Origin of the sequence: Corynebacterium aurimucosum ATCC 700975 (assembly GCF_000022905.1) — a bacterium.
Classification (GTDB): Bacteria; Actinomycetota; Actinomycetes; order Mycobacteriales; family Mycobacteriaceae; genus Corynebacterium; species Corynebacterium aurimucosum_F.
This window is the reverse complement of the sequence record NC_012590.1, coordinates 2,180,615-2,197,898: the sequence shown is the minus strand read 5'-3', so window position 1 is coordinate 2,197,898 and position 17,284 is coordinate 2,180,615. Positions and strand designations below refer to the sequence as shown.

Here is a 17,284-nt window from a genome sequence, read left to right as displayed (position 1 = left end):
CAAAATCACGATAGGAGCGTGAAAAGGGCTATGCTCCAGCATACCTATACCCAACCCGAAGAATGGCGACCGATCCCCGGATACGAGGGCCTGTATGAAGTTTCAGATACCGGGAAAGTCAAACGAATACCGGCAATTGTTGATACCGTTCGTGGCCCGCGCCCAATTCCTGGAAGAACACTAGTTCCTTACACTAACCGCGACGGCTACGAAAAGGTTTCACTTTCCAAAGACGGAAATAAAAAGAGCTTTTTTGTTCATCAGTTAGTTCTACGTGCTTTTGTTAGGAATGAAAAAGTAGGAGAGGTTTGCTGCCACAATGATGGCAACCCGTCTCACAATCATTTATCAAATCTTCGGTGGGACACATACGCCGGAAATATTGCAGATGAAATCAAGCACGGCACCCATGTTGAAGCCAGGAAAACAAGTTGCCCTGTGGGCCACCCACTTAGCGGACGAAATCTAGACCCTGGCCAATTAAACAGGCACGGCAAGCGTCGTTGCTTAGCCTGCCAGCGTGCGCATGGGGCCATTCAAGGACGTAAACAGTACAAGGTTATTTTCAAGCAACTGGCCGACTTGAAGTACCAAGACATCATTAACGGCACGAAAACGAAGATCTATCTTGCAGATCTACTCGCAGCAGCCCAATACGCAAAGGAGGAAGCATGACCATTAAAGGATTCAGGATTAACAACAAGGGGCACGCAGCCCTGATAGCGATGCGGGAAAACAATAAGCAGGATGAAGAAGTCCCCGCGCATTACCGCATAGCTAATGAACTCGCTGAGGCGGGGCTACTGGCAGAGGATTTGCCTAAGCCGTCTAGGGGCATGGGCTCAGGCGGCGCAGTCTGGTACCTACCCGGGCCGATAGGCGACATTCGCCGCATGAGGGAGCACATCGTCATCTTCGGCCACGACTGCCAAGAAAAGTCCTTCCGCCTAGTCCTCAACGAAGCAGAGGCAGACACCATTGGACGGACGATACTCGCAGCATCCAAGCACAAGGAGGGGGAGGAATGACACCGGAAGACGCACGCTACTGGCTAGGGGACGGTACACGCCCACCAATCATCCCGCCTTACATCGCGCAGCAGGCATTGGAGACCATCGCCGCGATGGACTACCAAGAAGTGGACTACCGGCCACCCCGCTTCTACACCGTGGACGAACCCACAGAAAAAGGCCCAGACCTAGGAGGCCACGCAACCCGCGCACGCAGACTCACAGGCCCATGGGAGAAAGCATGAGGCCCCACAAGATCCGTGTCAGCCCACGCGGCGTCACCCTCGACGGTATCCCACTTATACACAGTGACGAAGCCCCAAGAGTCGAAACCCTCAGCCCTAACCTCCACCGCGTGCACCTCGCTGTCTACGCGGACAGTGTTCAACTCGACGGCGACAGCCACCAACTCCCCGAAGCTACACCCATCTACGACCGCATCAAGGGACAAGCATGACTACTCTCGCAGACCTCACACCCGAAGAAAGAGCACAGTGCCGAGGAATGTGGTGTGACTTCCCGGACCCCGACGAGCGCACCAACCTCGCAATCTACGTAGGCGACAGCCCAAACCATAAAGGATTCTGTGAGCTAATCCACGAAGGCCAGCTAGGCACCCTCACCATCCCCGAGAACCTCACCCCACGCCTAGACCTCCCTAGAGCCTGGGCACCAGACGGACAGCCGGTTCCCGGCGAGTGGGAGGACGGTCATGTGTTTGTTTCCTACGATGATCCAGACCCCTGGATTCTCAAGGACGCGGTAAGCATCGAGGGACTGTCAGAGGGTGGCATGAGCTACTACGATGCTCCGCCTAACGGTATTGAGGTGAAGCTAGATAAGTTTGGTGAGGGTGAGGGCAAAGCCCGCCGCTGGGTAGGGGAATGGGAGCAAGCATGAGCCGGTGGAGAATCTTCAAAGCGTATTACGAATGGCACGTGTACGAATACGGGCGGGAGCGCTATGAATCCTTCCCCACCTGGCGCGAGGCCATGGACTACGCCGACCGTTATTCCCGGCTAGCCCCGGACATCACCATTGAAGACCCAAGCGGCGCATTCTGTGACCTCACCGCCACCAACAAGCGAGAGTATATTCACCTCAAATCAGGCGGCGACACCTTTAACCTCGCACCACACGAATGGAAACCACTAGCGGGCTTCCTGCTAGACGTGGCCAACCTAGTGGAGGAAGCATGAGCGCGGCGTAGCTACCCCTAGATACGATAGAGACATGATGACCGATGACGAACTCGCCGCACTTCAGGGGCGGTACCTAAAGGATGCGAAAAAGGCACACCGGGAGGTGGAGGACTTGAAGGACGCCATGCGCGCTGCTAAGACCAAGAGATCTAACGCTGTTCGTCGGGCAAGTGCCGCCGGTGTGCCAATGGGAAAAATGGCTGAGCAACTCGGTGTTTCTAAGCCCATGCTGTCCCTTATTGCTAAAGGTGAACGATGAGAGAAAAGGACAAATCAATGCGTAAAATTTTGACCGTGGCCTGCGCCGCCCCGCTACTCCTATCGGGATGCGGCGGTGGGGCTGAGGACACCCCAACGCCCACCAGTGAGCAGGTAACGGCCACCGAGGCAGCCCCGGGCAAGACGGCCCCGGAGACATTCGAATCGGCTATCCAGGTACTGAACTACCTACAGGGCCAGAATGTGACATGCGCGAATACCGACAGCATCGAGCAGGGGTTGACCTGTGAGACGTCTGGCGTCTCGTACATCGTGAACACCGACCCGACCGGCAAGCTTGTGCAGGCAATGGTTGGCGCCGCCGAGCAGGTTGATAATACGGCCCTAATCTACGGCGATCACTGGTACATCTCCTGCGCCGGAGTATCAGCGCCGACGGCTTGCGCCTCGGCGGGAGCATCCCTCACGGGCTACGAAAAAGCAGGATTCTAGAAACTTCCCCTAAAGCGGCGGCTGCAACCGTCGCGGGGCTGACCGCCCCAAAAAATCAGAAAGGATACACCCATGACCATTCAAGACGTCACGATCGTCGGAAATATCAGCACCGACGTAGAGCTCCGATACACCCCGCAGGGCACCCCGGTGGCCCAGTTCAGTGTCGCGGTAAATGAGCGCCGCCTCAACCGTGAGACGAACCAATGGGAGGACGGAGACACCACGTTCTACCGCGTGAGCGCATGGAAGCAGCTAGGGGAACATGCCGCCGAAACTCTCGCTAAGGGCATGGAGGTTATCGTGAAGGGCAAGTTCACAGCCCGTAATTACACGACCAGGGAGGGTGTCGAGCGTACCGCGCTGGAGGTGACCGTGAACCCGGGCAAGGGGGCGCTTGGCCCGTCGTTGATGTGGATGGTGGGCAGCATGTCGAAGGCTCAGCAGGGCGGTGGGCAGCAGGCGCCGCAGCAGGACCCGTGGAATAGCGCCCCACAGGGCGGCTTCAGCGGTGGGAGCTCGGAGCCACCGTTCTGATAGGTGGCCTGCGAATACGTCCACAGTGGGGGCGGGTGTCGCCCCTATGTTCTAATATGGCCTTCGTTAGCCGCCGAGAGTGAGGAGACGCCATGCCGCCTACCGTTATTGAGTCCGCTAGTGGCACTGTCCGTGTGGAGTCGTTTACTGACACGACGCCAGGTGACGAGTACGCCGCTGTATCGCTGGAAGTCGCGGGTGTTCAGGTTGATTTGAGTGCCGAGCAGGCGGAGGTACTGGCGCGAGGTTTGTGGGCTCATCGGGGGCATCTTTCCGCCGCCCCCATCTAGTCTTATGGTGTCTTATTGCGTCCCGCGAGATGCGGGGTATTGGCACACAAGATCGAACGGTGAACAATAGCCCACGACACAAGAATCCCACCAGCACCACTAGGGAACGTCGTGAAGCCAGCCTGCACCAACACCAAGAACCGAGCATTCATCAACCCCGCCAGAGCACCGCACAACAGCATCGAGGCAGCGCTCAAAATGTGCCACGCCTGCCCACTCCTCAAGCACTGCGCCTCCGATGCCCTCACCTCAGGCACAAGCCTAAGCGAGGACTTGAGGGCACCCGCCGCCGACGTCATACAGGCAGGCGTCGTCTGCCACGGCGACCTAGACACCGCCTACAAGCTCGCCGCCATCGCCCAGGTTGAAGTCCCCGCCTACCTTATCGAGACGACGCGCCGCGACAATATCGGCGCCCGACGCCCCGACAGGTGCCGAAACTGCAACCGCCCGATGATCAAGTGGAACCGGCATGAGGAGCAGCCGGAAGGCTACCAAATGCACTATGCCCGGGGCTTCTGTACCGCCTGCCGCTCCGCCTACGCCCAGTGGAAGAAAGAGAACCCCACAGAGCAGCGGGGGCTGAGGAAGCCGATAGACCGCAAGCGCCACTCCGCACCGCCCCGCAAGCGAGGGGCCGTAACTATCCAGCCAACCTTATTTGAGATTCCAGCATGACAACACCGTTCCTCATGTCCTACCCGGACGATCCAAAGCACCTCGCGACTATCGAGCTCCCGTGGGAGAAGCCGCCCCTGAGTCTGAATGATTCCGCCCCGGCATCGAGAGGTGCCGTGTGGGGCCGCGCCGCGAAGAAGCGAGAGATTCAGCAGGCCGTTCATCTCTTGGCCCGTAACGTGCGGATGCCGGAGGGCATGCACTATCTGATTGTCCAGCTGCACTATCGGCCCCGCGATAATAGGGGCCGGGATACGGATAATGTGGCGGCGTCTGGGAAGCCGATTTATGACGCGCTGTCGAGGGGGTCTAAGCAGATTCCCGGCTTGGGGCTGGTGCCGGATGACTTGCCGAAGTTTATGGGTAAGCCAGAGCCGGTCATTTGGTCCGCCGCGAAGGGGTTGCGCGGCCGTATGTGGATGGATTTGTGGGTGTGCGAGAGCGCCCCTGAGCCTTACGTTAGGGCAGGCTAGAAGTCTCAATTTTACATTCCGTAAACTGTCATATATACTTAAACACGTAAGCAAGAACAGCCCCTGCAAGGGCAAGCAGAAAGGAAAAGAAAATGACCACCTACGCCCGCCGCGACGACGCTATCACCCGCGAAATCATTGAGCCGCTCGGTGAGTACGCCGCAGAACACAACATCGACGCCATCGCCGACGAACTGATCATCTGCGACGGCACCGGCCTCGACCCGGTGTACTACATCAACCCGGACGCCGACTTCTGGAACATCGTCGCAAACAACGCCCTATAATCGCCGCCCCCTAACCGCGCCTGCAAGCGCGACACAATCACCACAAGAAAGGAATCGCAATGACGGACCCATACCTCGCTATAAAGGGCCTAACCGCACTCGCAGAATCGCTAGGATTCAGCATCACCCCATCGAGCACCGGCCCATACATCTACACCGGACTAGATACATTCCTCAAGCTGGACACCGAAATCAACGAGGGTTGGGGTTCCGATGAGGAATACAACACCTACTACTTCGATCTAGACAACCCACAGGAGATAGGAGACTGCGCGGCGCTCCTCACCCGCCTAGCTGAGCACCAGCCCGAAACCGTATAAGCGCCTGCAAGCGTCGCAGAAAGGAATCCACAATGTTCAAGCGCAAGGGCCGTCACTGGCCACACAACATCCCCAACTCACGTCACGCACGGATGCTCATTGCTGAGCACCAATCCGGGATGAAAGGTGGCGCGGGGAAGTGACCCACAAAATCACCTACAGGGTGCAGCGCTGGGGCCGAGAAGATGACACGTGGTCATGGTTCGGCACCAGCGAGCACGCCACCCCCAACGGGGCAGTAAAGGAAATGCGCCGGATGGAAACACTATTCCCCCGTGCCGTGTTCAGAGTCGTTGAGCGGCACGTACAGGAGGTGATTTACCGTGTTCCGGCAGAGAACGGGTAGGACCACGGTGTTCTGTGAAGTAGGCGGGGGCGTTCGGGAGGTTGGCACCTACAGGTCCAAATGGGCCGCGAACTTCCGTGTTCGCATCCTCTCCGAGGCCGGTATTGAGGCGTGGACGAAACCGGAAATGAGACTCCTATTTAACGAGGTGAGCTACTAATGCGGGGCGACGCCTACCACTGGGCTGAAGACGCTAAATGTAGATCCCTACACCCGGACATCTTCGACCTTCAGGGCGATAAAAGGCCCCTTGAGGCTAAACGATCAATGGCGCGCAGACTCTGCGAGGGCTGCCCTGTTATTGCGGAGTGCGCCGAGGATGTTCTACGGCATGATTCTTTTGGTCTTGTTCGCGCAGGGCTATGGACCACCGGCTGGATGTGTGGCGGCCCTGCGAACCCCGGGGGCAAGCGAGGGGCTTTAGTGAAAGAGCTCCAATTTATCGCCGCCACCGGTCGGCTTCCAGAGCTCGAGGAGGCGATCTGAACCGAGTGGGACGAGAGCCGAGTTTGAAAACTATTCCCCCTATCTAAGGAGATCTTGTGAGCAAAATCATTGATATTCTCTCCACCGCCTACACCCCGGATGGTGGTCTGGCTGACCCGAATCATCCTGTGTACGCCTTGCTGTGGCTATTGAAGGTGTTCGCATGACCGTGCTTTGTACCCGGACCACTACCATCATGCCACCGTACAAGCCCCTCGTGGGGGAGGTGCAGCGCGTCAAGGTGGACGGCACCGTAGAATCCTGCACCCAAGCACGCCGCGACCGGCCAGAACCCCCAGAACTTCAATTCGAGGAACCGGAACCGGGACTCTTCCGCCGCTGCCACCAGTTCTACAAGCGCGACCACTATGGCGAACCGATTCAGCCGAAACCTATGTGGGATGTCCTCGACCTCTGGTACGAGGAATCGTAAAGAACACCTTATAACCCTTATTAGACGCCAGTTTAGATAGATGCCCTACCAGCGGATGACAGCGGCAGACCTACCCCGATACAAGGTTTGCCGCATCGTCCTCAACCCAGATTCTTATGACCCGCGCCTTGTGCCTGACCGTCTGGTCTACGCCGCCCAAGAAGGTGACCACGTGTCCGGCGCAACCCGTGACGGGCGCTTCGCCCTCCCAGCCGCCGCACCAGTCCTTATTGACCCCGAATCCTAGGAACCAATGAACGTCAACTATTCACTCGATACTCATGCTTACCCGCCGCGCCGCGCCTACACCGACGACGCTGGTACAGACCTGGCGCTGAATCACCCGGCGGTAATCCCAGCAGGCCAGCACCGCCTCTGCCACACAGGAGTGCACGTAGCAATCCCCAAGGGGCATGTGGGCATGATGTTCGTGCGCAGCTCAACGGGGATTAAGAAACACCTCGTGTTGAGCAATGGCACCGGCATCATCGACGCGGGCTACACCGGGGAAATCGTGCTCTCGTTGCACAACACCGGCAGGCACATGCAAACCATCCCCGAAGGCCACTACATCGCACAGTTGGTCATCCTCCCCATCCCGGAGGTTCGACTCAACCAGGTCCCGCAGCTTTCTGCCACTGAGCGCGGTTCTGACGGTATTGGTTCCACTGATAGCACTGCGTAGATGCCTCAATTTTACAAACAGTAAACTCTCGTATATACTGGGGTATGTAAGCAAGAAAGGCTCCTGCAAGAGCCCGCAGAAAGGAATCACAATGAACCCCCAGACCACCACCCTCACCGTAAACGGCTGGACCATCACCGTCACCGGCAATAAGAACATGCACTTCGTGAACATCGAGCAGCGCGACGATATTGCCGCGAACATCACCTGGGAAGACGACCAGGCCAAGGTCACCCCTAGGATCCTCTCCTCCATGACCGTAGATGAAGCAAATGACTACGCCGTCCAAATCAGCATCGCGGCGGACGTAGCCCTGAAGATTACGGGGCAGGTCAAGGAGATCGTGCGGAAGTTCCCGGCGTAAGCCACAACGGCCCGACTGGCGGACATCAAGGTTCGAGTCCTTGACGGGCACTAGCGCCACCTGCAAGCGGCGCACACCACCACGCAGAAAGGAACCACCATGAGCATCGAGCAACGCCTCAACGAAGAGGTACAGGTGTACCGCCTCGGCGACGGACTCAGCTTCACCCCCACCGGCAAGCACCCGACCGGCGTACTAATCGGCGTCTTCTACCACGAGGGGGACCAAATCGGTAGGGGATGCCTAAAGGTTAACGGCGACCAGTACGACGCACTGCTTGGGGGCTGCTAATGGCTATCAAAAAATCACCCCTCTGGCACTCACGTGAAGAGTTCAGGGGACTACTCGCGGACCATGAGACGCTCAATTATCTGCGTTCGGCTGAGCACATGAAGCTGGAAATCTGTACGCTTCACCTGCCGCCGCACTTGAAGCGTCGGGTGTGCGACGCGGCCGATCAGTGGGGGATAGCGCGAAACGGGATGCTCATTGAAATCATCCTGGGCTATCTCTCCTCCGACACTCAGTACACGCCGGAGAACCGTGTCGTGGCGAACACCCGGACCGCTGAGCAAACAAGCTTCCGGCTACCGTCACCGGCGATTGATCACATGCGCTGGCTTGCCGACGCCCGGGGGATAACGATCTCTCAGCTCACGGCGGACATGATTGTCGAGTACTTCAACAACGCCGAGACCGAGGACGACGCGGCATGAGGTACGACGTCTGGTTCAACTTCAACCACCCGCAGGTCGCCGAAATCAGGGCGCTAGACGGCGACACGCTGAAGACAGTGGACTGGTTCTATATCCCCGCTGGTTGTCTCGTAGATAGCCCGTCTAGCCCGGGGGATTGGCATACCCTACGCACGTGGGAGCTGAGGTGGCTGTTTAAGAGTTACGGCTGGCGGCTTATATCCGAGGGGGATTCTGTGTGGGCCGAGAAACTTTAGCGGGTTTCCGCTGACCGCCGGGGGAGCCTCCCTAGCCTGCGTAGGCATGACGGAAAAGGACACAGCGAACATCGGCACCCCACAACGCGTGCCACTAACAGACCTCAACCTATATCACAAGAATCCAAGGGTGGGCGACACCCAGGCAATCAAAGGAAGCATCGTAGCTAACGGCATCTTCCGGCCCGTAGTCGTCAACAAGGGAACCTACACCGACAAGCCGAACGAAATTCTAGCCGGTAATCACACGGCGAAAGCAATTCGTGAGCTTGCCGAGGAACACCCCGACGATGCGCGTTGGCAGCATGTAGATGTGTGGATGGTGGACGTTGATAGTGAACGCGCCGCCCGCATCGTTCTGGCGGACAACCGCACCGCAGACCTCGGCTCATACGACAACGAGGAGCTACTCGGTCTTCTCGAAACCGTGGACTACGACCTCGACGGTACGGGCTACGATTACGGAGACGTAGACGACCTCCGATCCCTTGTGGAGGAAAACGGTGAGGCGCCCGGCAGCGCGGGGCTACTCGACGAGCCGGACACCGACACCTACCGGGAAACATACGCCGTCACCGTCGTGTGCTCCGACGCCGAGGAACAAGAGAAGGTGTTTAACCGCCTAACCGGGGAGGGCTACGACTGCAAGGTGGTGACCGTCTAAGTGCCTATCGAAATCACCGTGAACAATAGGTGCGCCGACTCAAACACATACCGAGCAAACCGCGTTAAGTCGATGTTTAACGCTACAAGTGAGCAGGCTACACACTTCTCCCTTGACGCCACCCTCGGCGTCGAGGAGGACGGGGACTGGCAAATCGGCGTCGTCGTCGGGCCGTCCGGCTCCGGGAAAACCTCAATCGGAAGGCAGCTCTTCGGCGGCGGCCACATCTACGAGCCCAGCGGGTGGGAGCACGATAAGCCCATCGTCGACTGTATCGCCCCCGGCGGGGACTTCGACGCGGTAACCGGGGCGCTCTCCCAGGCCGGGCTTGGCGACGTGCCCGCGTGGCTACGCCCCTATCACGTCCTCTCAAACGGGCAGAAGTTCCGGGCCGACCTCGCGAAGATACTGGCCGAGCGTCCGGACCGGGTGATTATCGACGAGTTCTCCTCCGTCGTTGACCGGCAGATCGCCAGGGTCGGGGCGGGGGCGTTCGCCAAGGGCTGGCGGCGTGGGCCGGGTAAGGCCGTACTACTTTCCTGCCACTACGACGTCCTGGATTGGCTGGAGCCCGACTGGGTATTTGATACGGCAACGGGCGAGTTCCGTGGACGGGAGGGGGTTCAACACTTTAAAAGGCCAAGGATCGACGTGGAGATCCGGATGGGCGGGTGGGAGCTATGGCCGCTTTTTAAGCCGCATCACTACCTAGACTCCGGCCCTATGCCAATGGCGAAGTGCTACGCCGGTTTCGTAGATGGCGAGCCGGTAGTACACCTCGGCGTGGGAACACGGAACGTACCCGTGAGGCGTAACGGCAGACGCCTACAGGCGGTTGAGGCCCGCGCCTGCCGCATGGTCACGATGCCCGAGTGGCAGGGGGCCGGGGTGGGTACACGGTTCCTCAACACGGTTTGCCAGATTCAGCTCGACGGTAACGGGGTACTCCCGGGCCGCAAAATGACAACGGTGTTCCACACCTCCCACCCGGCGCTCTGCGGGTACCTCCGGCACTCCGGGAAGTGGCGACAGGTGTCCAGCATGACCTCCGGCGTAAACAAGGGAAGGTCGGAGACCTCAATGGCCGCAACCTCCAGCCGGGGTAGAAAACTTGGATACGGCGGCCACCTCCGCGCCGTCCAAGGCTTCCGCTACTACGGCGACAACTACAAGAAAGGCACCCCATAAATGGCAAAAATCTACCTCGCCGGTTCAGGCGCATTCGGCGCGGCCTGCGCCCAGGCCCTCACCAACGCCGGGCACACACTCCTCGGCATCGCCGCCCCCGAAGAAGGACGCGGCGGGCGGGGCGAAGCCCTCACCAACTGGGCCATGAGCCGCCACCTACCCCGCACCTCCAACGCCCTACTACGGGCCGACGACATCCCCGACGGCACGGACCTCATCCTCACCGCCCACTCCCACGCCTTCGTAGGCAGAAAAACCCGCGCCCGCGCCCCCTACGCCCTCGGCTACCACCCCAGCCTCCTACCCCTCCACAGGGGCCGCGCCGCCGTCGAGTGGACCGCCCGCATGAACGAGCGCGTCACCGGGGGCACTATCTACCACCTCACCGACAACGTAGACGGCGGCCCAATCGCCGCCCAGCGCCATGTAATCCTCCCGCCCCACCTCACCGCCTCCGAAATCTGGCGCGAATACCTATTCCCCCTCGGGGTAGAGATGGTGGTCGACACCGCCGACGCCGTAGACGCCGGGAACGTCCCCTACCAACCACAGGACGAAAGGAAGGCAACATGGGAGCCGTCCCTAGACTCAAAGCCCCTCTACCGGCCCGAGCTACTGGAGCTACCGTGACCGCCGAGGCTAACGACCCCTGGGACCCGCAACCGGCGATAGCCGCCATGCAGGAGGCGTTTGACGGAGCCGCCACAAACCTGAGCCTACCCCGCTCAACCGTAGCCCCCGGCTGACCGCCCCCCATAGTGTCCGACACTCAGCATCATGGAAGCAAAGGACACCACGGGGCACCTCGAACACCTCCCCATCGAGCAGCTCCGCAACTACAGCCGGAACCCACGCAAGGGCAGTATCCCGGCGATTAAAAACAGTCTCAAGAGCCACGGGCAGTTTAAGCCACTCCTTGTGAACACCGGCACGCAAACCGGGGAGGAGTGGGCCGTGCTCGCTGGGAATCACACGCTCGCCGCGATGCGCGAGCTGAACGCGGAGGCCCAGGAAGAGGGCCTAGACCAGCCACACCTCATGGTGCCCTGCTACATCATCGACGTTGACGCCACCCAAGCCGCTGAGATCGTCCTCGTGGACAACAAAACATCCGACGAGGCCACCTACAACGACGAGGCCCTACTCGACCTCCTTGACTGGCTCCCAGACCTCGACGCCACCGGCTACACGCAGGAAGACCTCACCGCCCTAGAGGACGCCCTCAACCCCGCAGAGGAACCGCCCCAGGAGGACGTGACGAACCCCTACGAGGACTTCATCACCGTACGGCTACAACTTCCCCCGCACCTTGCACGGCAATGGCTCACGCACACCACCGCTTTCGACAGCGATGAGGAAGCTCTCGAGTACCTCCTCGACCACAACGGGCAGGAGGCGGGCTAGTGAACATCATCGTCACCTACGTCCAGACTGGGGTCGTAACCGTCTGGGAGGAGGAACGCTGGGACGCCCTCACCGCAACAATCGGGGAGGCGGGAGAGCTCAACATCATAGACAAGAACGGCGACACCACCCGCACCTACGCCCCCGGCGTGTGGAAAACCATCGACTACCGAGACGCCCCATGAGCCACACCGACACCACATGGCTATGCGTGAGCAAGCAAGGGGACCGCTTCAACCACAGGAAGATGGTGATCCTCTCCGAACACGCAACCCTCGGCCAGGCAAGAGGAACCGCACCAATCCACACCATGAGTGGCATCCCGGACGTCCGCATCGTCCGCCGCCAAACCACCTACACCGCCATGCACTACGCCGAGGAGAAAGAAGGCTAAACCGACCGCGACACCCCGCCCGGCACACTCAGCCATGATGGAACAGCTGCAACTCATACAAGCCCCATACATGCGGGAATGCCACGCCCTCGGAGACTGGGCACACCACGCCGACAAAGCAATCAAACAACTAGCCGCCACCGGCCAGCCCTTCACCGCCGACGATGTACGCGCCCTCATACCCGACGGACTCACCCCAGCACACAACAACGCCTGGGGCGGCCTCTTCTCCGCCTGGAGAACCAACGGGACCATCACCCCCATCGGATACAGGCAATCAACCCACGGGCCACGACACGGCGGGATACAACGCATCTGGAAAGGAACCCACAAGAACCAGTAGCACCCAAGCATCATCTGACCCCATGAACTACTGATAATAAGCTAAATAGGAGACACCAATGGCTAAACGAGGCATGACCCCTAAACGCGCCGAACGCGCCGCCAAAGTCGTCACACTGCACGACGGCGGAGCCACCTTCGAGGTCATCGCAAAGCAGCTCGGAATTAGCTACACGCAGGCTAGGAACGACTACGAGCGAGCCATGGAGGATGCCCGGCCAGACCAGGCTCGGCACGTCTTCGCTAAACTCACCAGGCGTCTCAACCGCCTACACGCCGCCTACTGGAAACGAGCACTGGATGGGGACATTAAGGCCGCCCGCCTTATCCTCGACATTAATAAGCAACTCGCCCAACTATGGGGGCTGGAGGGCGCCGTGAAGCTCGACATTGAGGTTACAGGCGGTGATGAGTTCGCCTCGGCTATCACAAGCTTCCGGGCAAGTATCGAGGCTATGGGTGCGACGCTAGACGATGAGTAACGAGGGTTTCCGTTTCTCGCGGGGGCAGGTCACCGCTATCGCACACTCAACCCACGCCCTCAATATCTGGTACGGCTCCGTGTCATCCGGTAAGACACTCGCCTGGCTATTCATGATGCTCGGAGAGATAAAGCAGGCCGGTAAGTCCGGCAGTATCGTCATCTGCGGAAAATCACTTGACGCGATCTACCAGAACGTGTTCATGCCCCTGCAGACGGAGCCTATCTTTGCGACCGCCGCCCCCTTCATCCACTACGTGAGGCGCAACCCGACGGCTACCATCTTCGGCCGCGAGGTTCAGGTCATCGGGGTGAACGACCAGGGGGCTGAGGGCAGGATTCGAGGCGGCACCTACCAGCTCCTCTTTTATGACGAGTTGACTCTTTGCCCGGAAAACGTGTGGGAAATGCTCTGGTCACGCATGCGCGCCACGGGCAACCCAAACCCCCCTCGAGTGTTCGCCACCACCAACCCGGCAACACCGGCCCACTACCTCAAGACGAACTTTATCGACAAGCCGGGCGAGACCGACACCTACGCCCGCCTGTTCACAATGGACGATAACCCAGGCCTCACCGAGGAGTACAAGGAGCGCATGAAGGCGTCCTATACGGGTATCTTCTACCGCCGCATGATTCGGGGCGAGTGGGCCGCTGCCGAGGGCGCGGTGTATGAATCATGGGACCCGGACACCATGGTGAAAGGCCGGGCCGTGGGGACTGTGCTGGCTGTCGGAATTGACTACGGAACCAATCACCCTTCGGCTGGGTACGCGCTCACCGTGACCGAGGACGGGCTACAGGTAACACACGAGTGGTCGCCTCAAACAACGGGCCTAGGGGGCCGTACACGCCTCACAGACGGAGAACTAGCGGACTCCCTACAAGAGTGGCTGAGCACCCTACCGAACCAGCCTAAGGGTCTATATATCGACCCTGCCGCCGCCTCATTCCATGAGGAGCTCCGCCGCCGAAAAGTCAGGACTACTAAGGCTGATAACAGCGTTGTTGATGGTATCCGGCAGGTTGACTCGCTACTCACCAGCGGGGCACTCACCATCGCCCAGGACTGCAAGAGACTCATTGAGGAGATACCCGGCTACAGGTGGGACGCCTCAGCGGCAGAACGCGGCAAGGACGCCCCGGTAAAGGAACTAGACGACCACTGCCTGGTCGGCAGCACAATGATCGCCACCCCAACCGGCCCACAACGCTTAGACACCCTCAACGTCGGTGACCTCGTGGCCACGCCCCTGGGCGTGTTCCCAATTGCTGCGCACGAGATGACCAACCCGGCTGCACACACCATCACGCTTCATCTATCAGACGGCAGAAGCATCACCGGCACCCCGAACCACCCCATGCTCGTTAACGGCCAGTGGGTGCAACTTGGGGACATTCAGAAAGGACAAGCACTAACCTCATGGCACGCTCCGAAACCATCACCTACAAAGGAATCCGATTCCGCCGCTACCCAGATTCGCCAGTGCCCGCACACCGCAAATACTTCGTGCCCGGCGTTGGGGACAAACAACGCGGAGTCGATTACCTTCACCGCGAAATCTGGCGCGACCACCACAACCGAGAAGAAATCCCGGAAGGCTATCACGTCCACCACATCAACCATGACACCTTGGACAACCGGCCTGAGAATCTTCAACTCGTTAGCGCTTCGGAGCACTCTCGCTACCATGCGGGCATCAACCAGTCTGATCCGGAGTGGGCAGGCAGCAACCAGCAGCATCTTGCCCGTATCCGTGAACTTACAAAGGAATGGCACGCCAGCAGCGAAGGGCACGAGTGGCACTCCCGGCACTGGGCTAACTCACTCGGCAAGTGTCTCGTTGAGCGTCAATACACGTGTGAACACTGCGGTACCTGCTTCACGGTCGCAGCAACTAATAGAATCGCCCGATTCTGTAGCAACTCTTGCAAGTCCGCTTGGCGACGCGCATCCGGTGTCGATAATGAGCAACGAACCTGCGCCTACTGCGGTGAAGAGTTCACAACCAGTAAGTATTCCCGAGCTGCGTGCTGTTCCCGTGCGTGTGCTGGAGGTTACCGAAGAAGAAAGAACCGAGCCGGTGTATAACCTCACCGTTGCCGGGGCACACACTTACCTCGCCGAGGGCTTGGTCACCCACAACTGCGACGCCATGCGGTACGCCGTGTACTCGTCCCGCCACTTGTGGGGGCGTCACGTTGAGAAGCTGAGGGCCCAGCTGACCGCACCCCAGACGGCCGCATAGTCATAGCCGTGCAAGGGCGTTGTGTCGTTCGCATTCTCGGGCACGTAAGCCACCCCGCGCCAGCCAATCGTCGGCCGCCATAGGGTCGGATAGGCCACTATCCGCGCTCGTTCCCCAACGGCTAGGCTGCGCGCTCCGTCGCCAACTTCGGCGGTTGACGGGGGCTGCGCCCTTGCACCACCCCGGCAGACGTAGCCAAGGAGGAACACCCATGCCAATGCCCGCCCCAAACACGCCGTGGCCACCCGAGGAATACGCCCCGGCACTTGAGGCAATCCGCCGTGACGATGCGCTAATCTCCGGCGATACAGACGTCATTAATGAGCGTCGGGCTAGGCAGAATGGCAGGCCATACACCCACCGCACCCAGTTCAACGGCGGTGTGGTCGGTGCAGCATCCCGCGCTTTCCTTGGCAAACCACAGCGCAGCACCCCCGAAGCGTCTCACCTTGTGACGCATCATTTGCCCATTGCTGACGAGCTCACCACCGCCCTAGCTGACTACATGGCAGGCAAACCACCGCAGGCAAAACTCTCCGCCGAGGATGAGGGCAACATGGAGGCAGCCGAGGCCCTAGACCGTCTCGTATCCTCAGACCGCTTCGCCTCCGACTGGTGGGGCGCGGTCTACAGAGCCGGGTCACACGGCTGGGTATATGGCCGCGTGGTATGGAATCAATCAGTGGACCCGCACCCATGGATTGAGTGGGTTGACGCGGATAACGGCATGGCCGAGTTTGAGAACGGGCGCCAGATAGCGATCCTATTCTGGGACACCTACCAGCACGACGATGACTATTTCCGCCTCCTCCAGCGGCACACGCCGGGCCAGATTGAATACCAGTTGTTCAAGGGGTCAGACAGTAGTCTCGGCCACCCGGTGCCCTATGACGAGATACCGGAAGCCGCGTATCTCATGGAGCTTGAGGGCCTACGGGAGGGGACTATTCTCCCAACCGGCTCGGGGCTCATTACCGCCGACATGCTGGACAACTACAGGCCACGCCACGCCTGGCGGCAGAAGAAACTACTGCGCTACTACCACACGTCGGATGTGGCGCGTGCAGCGGGAATCTTCGAGAACATCGACCATAATTGGTCACAACTTCAACACGAGGTTGAGGCAGCACGCGGGCGTCTCTTTGTCTCCGAGGAACTCCTAGAGAGTGACGGGCCGGGGCAGGGCTCGTACCTCGATTGGTTCCGCGACGTGTACAAGGCGTCAATGTCCGCCAGCGTTGAAGCGAAGCCAACCTTCGAGCAGATCCAATTCGACATGCGTGTGGAGCAATACCTCACTCTCATCGACTCCGGTATCCGTAAGGCTGTATCCGCGCTGGGCCTATCTCCCTTCACCGTAGACATGGACGCTCAGGCAACTGGTGAGATGACGGCAACGGAGACACGGGCCCGCACCCGACGCACCCGCGCCACCGCCGACACGAAGGGCCGCCACGAGCGCGCCCACCTCTCTCACATCCTCACCGCCTATCTCCACATGGACGCGTTGCTGAACGGCTACACGCCACCAACCAAACCCGTGGTCGTGTCCCTCCCGGACCAGATAGAGGTCTCCGAGCAAGAGCTGACCGGCAGTGTCACCACCGTGTACACGAGCGGGCTCATGTCTATCCGCGCCGCCCTCACAAAGCTGCACCCCGAGTGGACGCCGGAGGAGGTCGAGGCTGAGGAGCTCAGAATCAAGCAGGACCAGGCCGCCGCCATGCCGCAGGACCCGCTTCTTGGGCTGGGTGAGGATATGGCCCCACTATCCGATAGTGAGTAGCC

General features: G+C 59.7%; 31 protein-coding genes. All 31 read left to right on the top strand.

Annotation, left to right across the window (positions count from 1 at the left end; translation table 11 throughout):
- Positions 1 to 30: 30 nt before the first annotated feature.
- The 31 genes from CAURI_RS13665 (at position 31) to CAURI_RS10395 (ending at position 17,282) form a co-directional block, all read left to right on the top strand.
- A complete protein-coding gene (locus tag CAURI_RS13665; RefSeq protein WP_010189057.1) occupies positions 31 to 675 on the top strand; it encodes an NUMOD4 domain-containing protein in 645 nt (214 codons plus the stop codon).
- Complete coding sequence (locus CAURI_RS10545) at positions 672 to 1,028, top strand: hypothetical protein (RefSeq protein ID WP_010189055.1); 357 nt, start codon at positions 672 to 674, stop codon at positions 1,026 to 1,028. Before CAURI_RS13665 ends, CAURI_RS10545 begins: the two co-directional genes overlap by 4 nt.
- Positions 1,025 to 1,255 carry a hypothetical protein gene (locus CAURI_RS10540; RefSeq protein ID WP_010189053.1) on the top strand — a complete coding sequence of 77 codons (231 nt, stop codon included), beginning with the start codon at positions 1,025 to 1,027 and terminating at the stop codon, positions 1,253 to 1,255. The genes CAURI_RS10545 and CAURI_RS10540 overlap by 4 nt, the downstream gene beginning before the upstream one ends.
- A 208-nt stretch (positions 1,256 to 1,463) precedes the next feature.
- The gene (locus CAURI_RS10530) at positions 1,464 to 1,910 is read left to right on the top strand and encodes a hypothetical protein (protein ID WP_012715247.1); all 447 of its coding nucleotides are present in this window, start codon (positions 1,464 to 1,466) and stop codon (positions 1,908 to 1,910) included.
- Positions 1,907 to 2,209: a hypothetical protein gene (locus CAURI_RS10525; RefSeq protein WP_012715246.1), complete on the top strand. Its 303-nt coding sequence runs from the start codon at positions 1,907 to 1,909 to the stop codon at positions 2,207 to 2,209. Before CAURI_RS10530 ends, CAURI_RS10525 begins: the two co-directional genes overlap by 4 nt.
- Before the next feature lie 34 nt (positions 2,210 to 2,243).
- Entirely contained in the window at positions 2,244 to 2,471 is a 228-nt protein-coding gene (locus tag CAURI_RS10520) for a hypothetical protein (RefSeq protein WP_010191011.1), read from the top strand.
- Between the two features lie 17 nt (positions 2,472 to 2,488).
- Entirely contained in the window at positions 2,489 to 2,923 is a 435-nt protein-coding gene (locus CAURI_RS10515; protein WP_012715245.1) for a hypothetical protein, read from the top strand.
- A gap of 72 nt (positions 2,924 to 2,995) precedes the next feature.
- Positions 2,996 to 3,460: a single-stranded DNA-binding protein gene (ssb, locus tag CAURI_RS10510; protein ID WP_010191005.1), complete on the top strand. Its 465-nt coding sequence runs from the start codon at positions 2,996 to 2,998 to the stop codon at positions 3,458 to 3,460.
- A 92-nt stretch (positions 3,461 to 3,552) separates the two neighbouring features.
- A complete protein-coding gene (locus CAURI_RS10505; RefSeq protein WP_010191002.1) occupies positions 3,553 to 3,750 on the top strand; it encodes a hypothetical protein in 198 nt (65 codons plus the stop codon).
- 111 nt (positions 3,751 to 3,861) lie between these two features.
- Positions 3,862 to 4,428 carry a WhiB family transcriptional regulator gene (locus CAURI_RS10500; RefSeq protein ID WP_010190999.1) on the top strand — a complete coding sequence of 189 codons (567 nt, stop codon included), beginning with the start codon at positions 3,862 to 3,864 and terminating at the stop codon, positions 4,426 to 4,428.
- The gene (locus tag CAURI_RS10495; protein ID WP_010190997.1) at positions 4,425 to 4,901 is read left to right on the top strand and encodes a RusA family crossover junction endodeoxyribonuclease; all 477 of its coding nucleotides are present in this window, start codon (positions 4,425 to 4,427) and stop codon (positions 4,899 to 4,901) included. Before CAURI_RS10500 ends, CAURI_RS10495 begins: the two co-directional genes overlap by 4 nt.
- 92 nt (positions 4,902 to 4,993) lie before the next feature.
- On the top strand, positions 4,994 to 5,188 hold the full coding sequence (locus tag CAURI_RS10490) for a hypothetical protein (protein ID WP_010190995.1): 195 nt from the start codon (positions 4,994 to 4,996) through the stop codon (positions 5,186 to 5,188).
- Positions 5,189 to 5,247: 59 nt separating this feature from the next.
- Positions 5,248 to 5,508 (top strand): hypothetical protein, encoded by a 261-nt coding sequence (locus CAURI_RS10485; RefSeq protein WP_010190993.1) that lies wholly within the window; start codon positions 5,248 to 5,250, stop codon positions 5,506 to 5,508.
- Between the two features lie 505 nt (positions 5,509 to 6,013).
- A complete protein-coding gene (locus tag CAURI_RS14330) occupies positions 6,014 to 6,340 on the top strand; it encodes a WhiB family transcriptional regulator (protein ID WP_010190985.1) in 327 nt (108 codons plus the stop codon).
- A 163-nt stretch (positions 6,341 to 6,503) separates the two neighbouring features.
- Positions 6,504 to 6,773 (top strand): hypothetical protein, encoded by a 270-nt coding sequence (locus tag CAURI_RS10470; RefSeq protein WP_010190981.1) that lies wholly within the window; start codon positions 6,504 to 6,506, stop codon positions 6,771 to 6,773.
- 55 nt (positions 6,774 to 6,828) lie between these two features.
- A complete protein-coding gene (locus CAURI_RS10465; protein WP_010190979.1) occupies positions 6,829 to 7,020 on the top strand; it encodes a hypothetical protein in 192 nt (63 codons plus the stop codon).
- 6 nt (positions 7,021 to 7,026) lie between these two features.
- A complete protein-coding gene (gene dut / locus CAURI_RS10460; protein ID WP_010190977.1) occupies positions 7,027 to 7,458 on the top strand; it encodes a dUTP diphosphatase in 432 nt (143 codons plus the stop codon).
- Positions 7,459 to 7,549: 91 nt separating this feature from the next.
- Entirely contained in the window at positions 7,550 to 7,822 is a 273-nt protein-coding gene (locus CAURI_RS10455; RefSeq protein WP_010190976.1) for a hypothetical protein, read from the top strand.
- Positions 7,823 to 7,921: 99 nt separating this feature from the next.
- Positions 7,922 to 8,113 carry a hypothetical protein gene (locus CAURI_RS10450; RefSeq protein WP_010190975.1) on the top strand — a complete coding sequence of 64 codons (192 nt, stop codon included), beginning with the start codon at positions 7,922 to 7,924 and terminating at the stop codon, positions 8,111 to 8,113.
- Positions 8,113 to 8,538 carry a hypothetical protein gene (locus tag CAURI_RS10445; RefSeq protein WP_010190974.1) on the top strand — a complete coding sequence of 142 codons (426 nt, stop codon included), beginning with the start codon at positions 8,113 to 8,115 and terminating at the stop codon, positions 8,536 to 8,538. The genes CAURI_RS10450 and CAURI_RS10445 overlap by 1 nt, the downstream gene beginning before the upstream one ends.
- Entirely contained in the window at positions 8,535 to 8,774 is a 240-nt protein-coding gene (locus CAURI_RS10440; protein ID WP_010190973.1) for a hypothetical protein, read from the top strand. The genes CAURI_RS10445 and CAURI_RS10440 overlap by 4 nt, the downstream gene beginning before the upstream one ends.
- Before the next feature lie 46 nt (positions 8,775 to 8,820).
- Entirely contained in the window at positions 8,821 to 9,438 is a 618-nt protein-coding gene (locus CAURI_RS10435) for a ParB N-terminal domain-containing protein (RefSeq protein WP_012715243.1), read from the top strand.
- Positions 9,439 to 10,626 carry an ABC transporter ATP-binding protein gene (locus tag CAURI_RS10430; protein WP_010190969.1) on the top strand — a complete coding sequence of 396 codons (1,188 nt, stop codon included), beginning with the start codon at positions 9,439 to 9,441 and terminating at the stop codon, positions 10,624 to 10,626.
- Positions 10,627 to 11,256, top strand: coding sequence for a formyltransferase family protein (locus CAURI_RS10425; RefSeq protein WP_010190967.1), 630 nt, complete (start codon positions 10,627 to 10,629; stop codon positions 11,254 to 11,256).
- Positions 11,257 to 11,403: 147 nt separating this feature from the next.
- The gene (locus CAURI_RS10420; RefSeq protein ID WP_010190966.1) at positions 11,404 to 12,030 is read left to right on the top strand and encodes a ParB/RepB/Spo0J family partition protein; all 627 of its coding nucleotides are present in this window, start codon (positions 11,404 to 11,406) and stop codon (positions 12,028 to 12,030) included.
- A complete protein-coding gene (locus tag CAURI_RS10415) occupies positions 12,030 to 12,215 on the top strand; it encodes a hypothetical protein (protein ID WP_010190965.1) in 186 nt (61 codons plus the stop codon). The genes CAURI_RS10420 and CAURI_RS10415 overlap by 1 nt, the downstream gene beginning before the upstream one ends.
- The gene (locus CAURI_RS13835; RefSeq protein WP_157753277.1) at positions 12,212 to 12,424 is read left to right on the top strand and encodes a hypothetical protein; all 213 of its coding nucleotides are present in this window, start codon (positions 12,212 to 12,214) and stop codon (positions 12,422 to 12,424) included. The genes CAURI_RS10415 and CAURI_RS13835 overlap by 4 nt, the downstream gene beginning before the upstream one ends.
- 34 nt (positions 12,425 to 12,458) lie before the next feature.
- Complete coding sequence (locus tag CAURI_RS10410) at positions 12,459 to 12,767, top strand: hypothetical protein (RefSeq protein WP_010190963.1); 309 nt, start codon at positions 12,459 to 12,461, stop codon at positions 12,765 to 12,767.
- A gap of 58 nt (positions 12,768 to 12,825) precedes the next feature.
- Positions 12,826 to 13,248 (top strand): hypothetical protein, encoded by a 423-nt coding sequence (locus CAURI_RS10405; RefSeq protein ID WP_010190962.1) that lies wholly within the window; start codon positions 12,826 to 12,828, stop codon positions 13,246 to 13,248.
- Positions 13,241 to 15,496, top strand: coding sequence for a PBSX family phage terminase large subunit (locus tag CAURI_RS10400; protein ID WP_010190961.1), 2,256 nt, complete (start codon positions 13,241 to 13,243; stop codon positions 15,494 to 15,496). The genes CAURI_RS10405 and CAURI_RS10400 overlap by 8 nt, the downstream gene beginning before the upstream one ends.
- Before the next feature lie 211 nt (positions 15,497 to 15,707).
- Entirely contained in the window at positions 15,708 to 17,282 is a 1,575-nt protein-coding gene (locus CAURI_RS10395) for a hypothetical protein (protein WP_010190959.1), read from the top strand.
- The last annotated feature ends 2 nt before the right edge of the window (positions 17,283 to 17,284 follow it).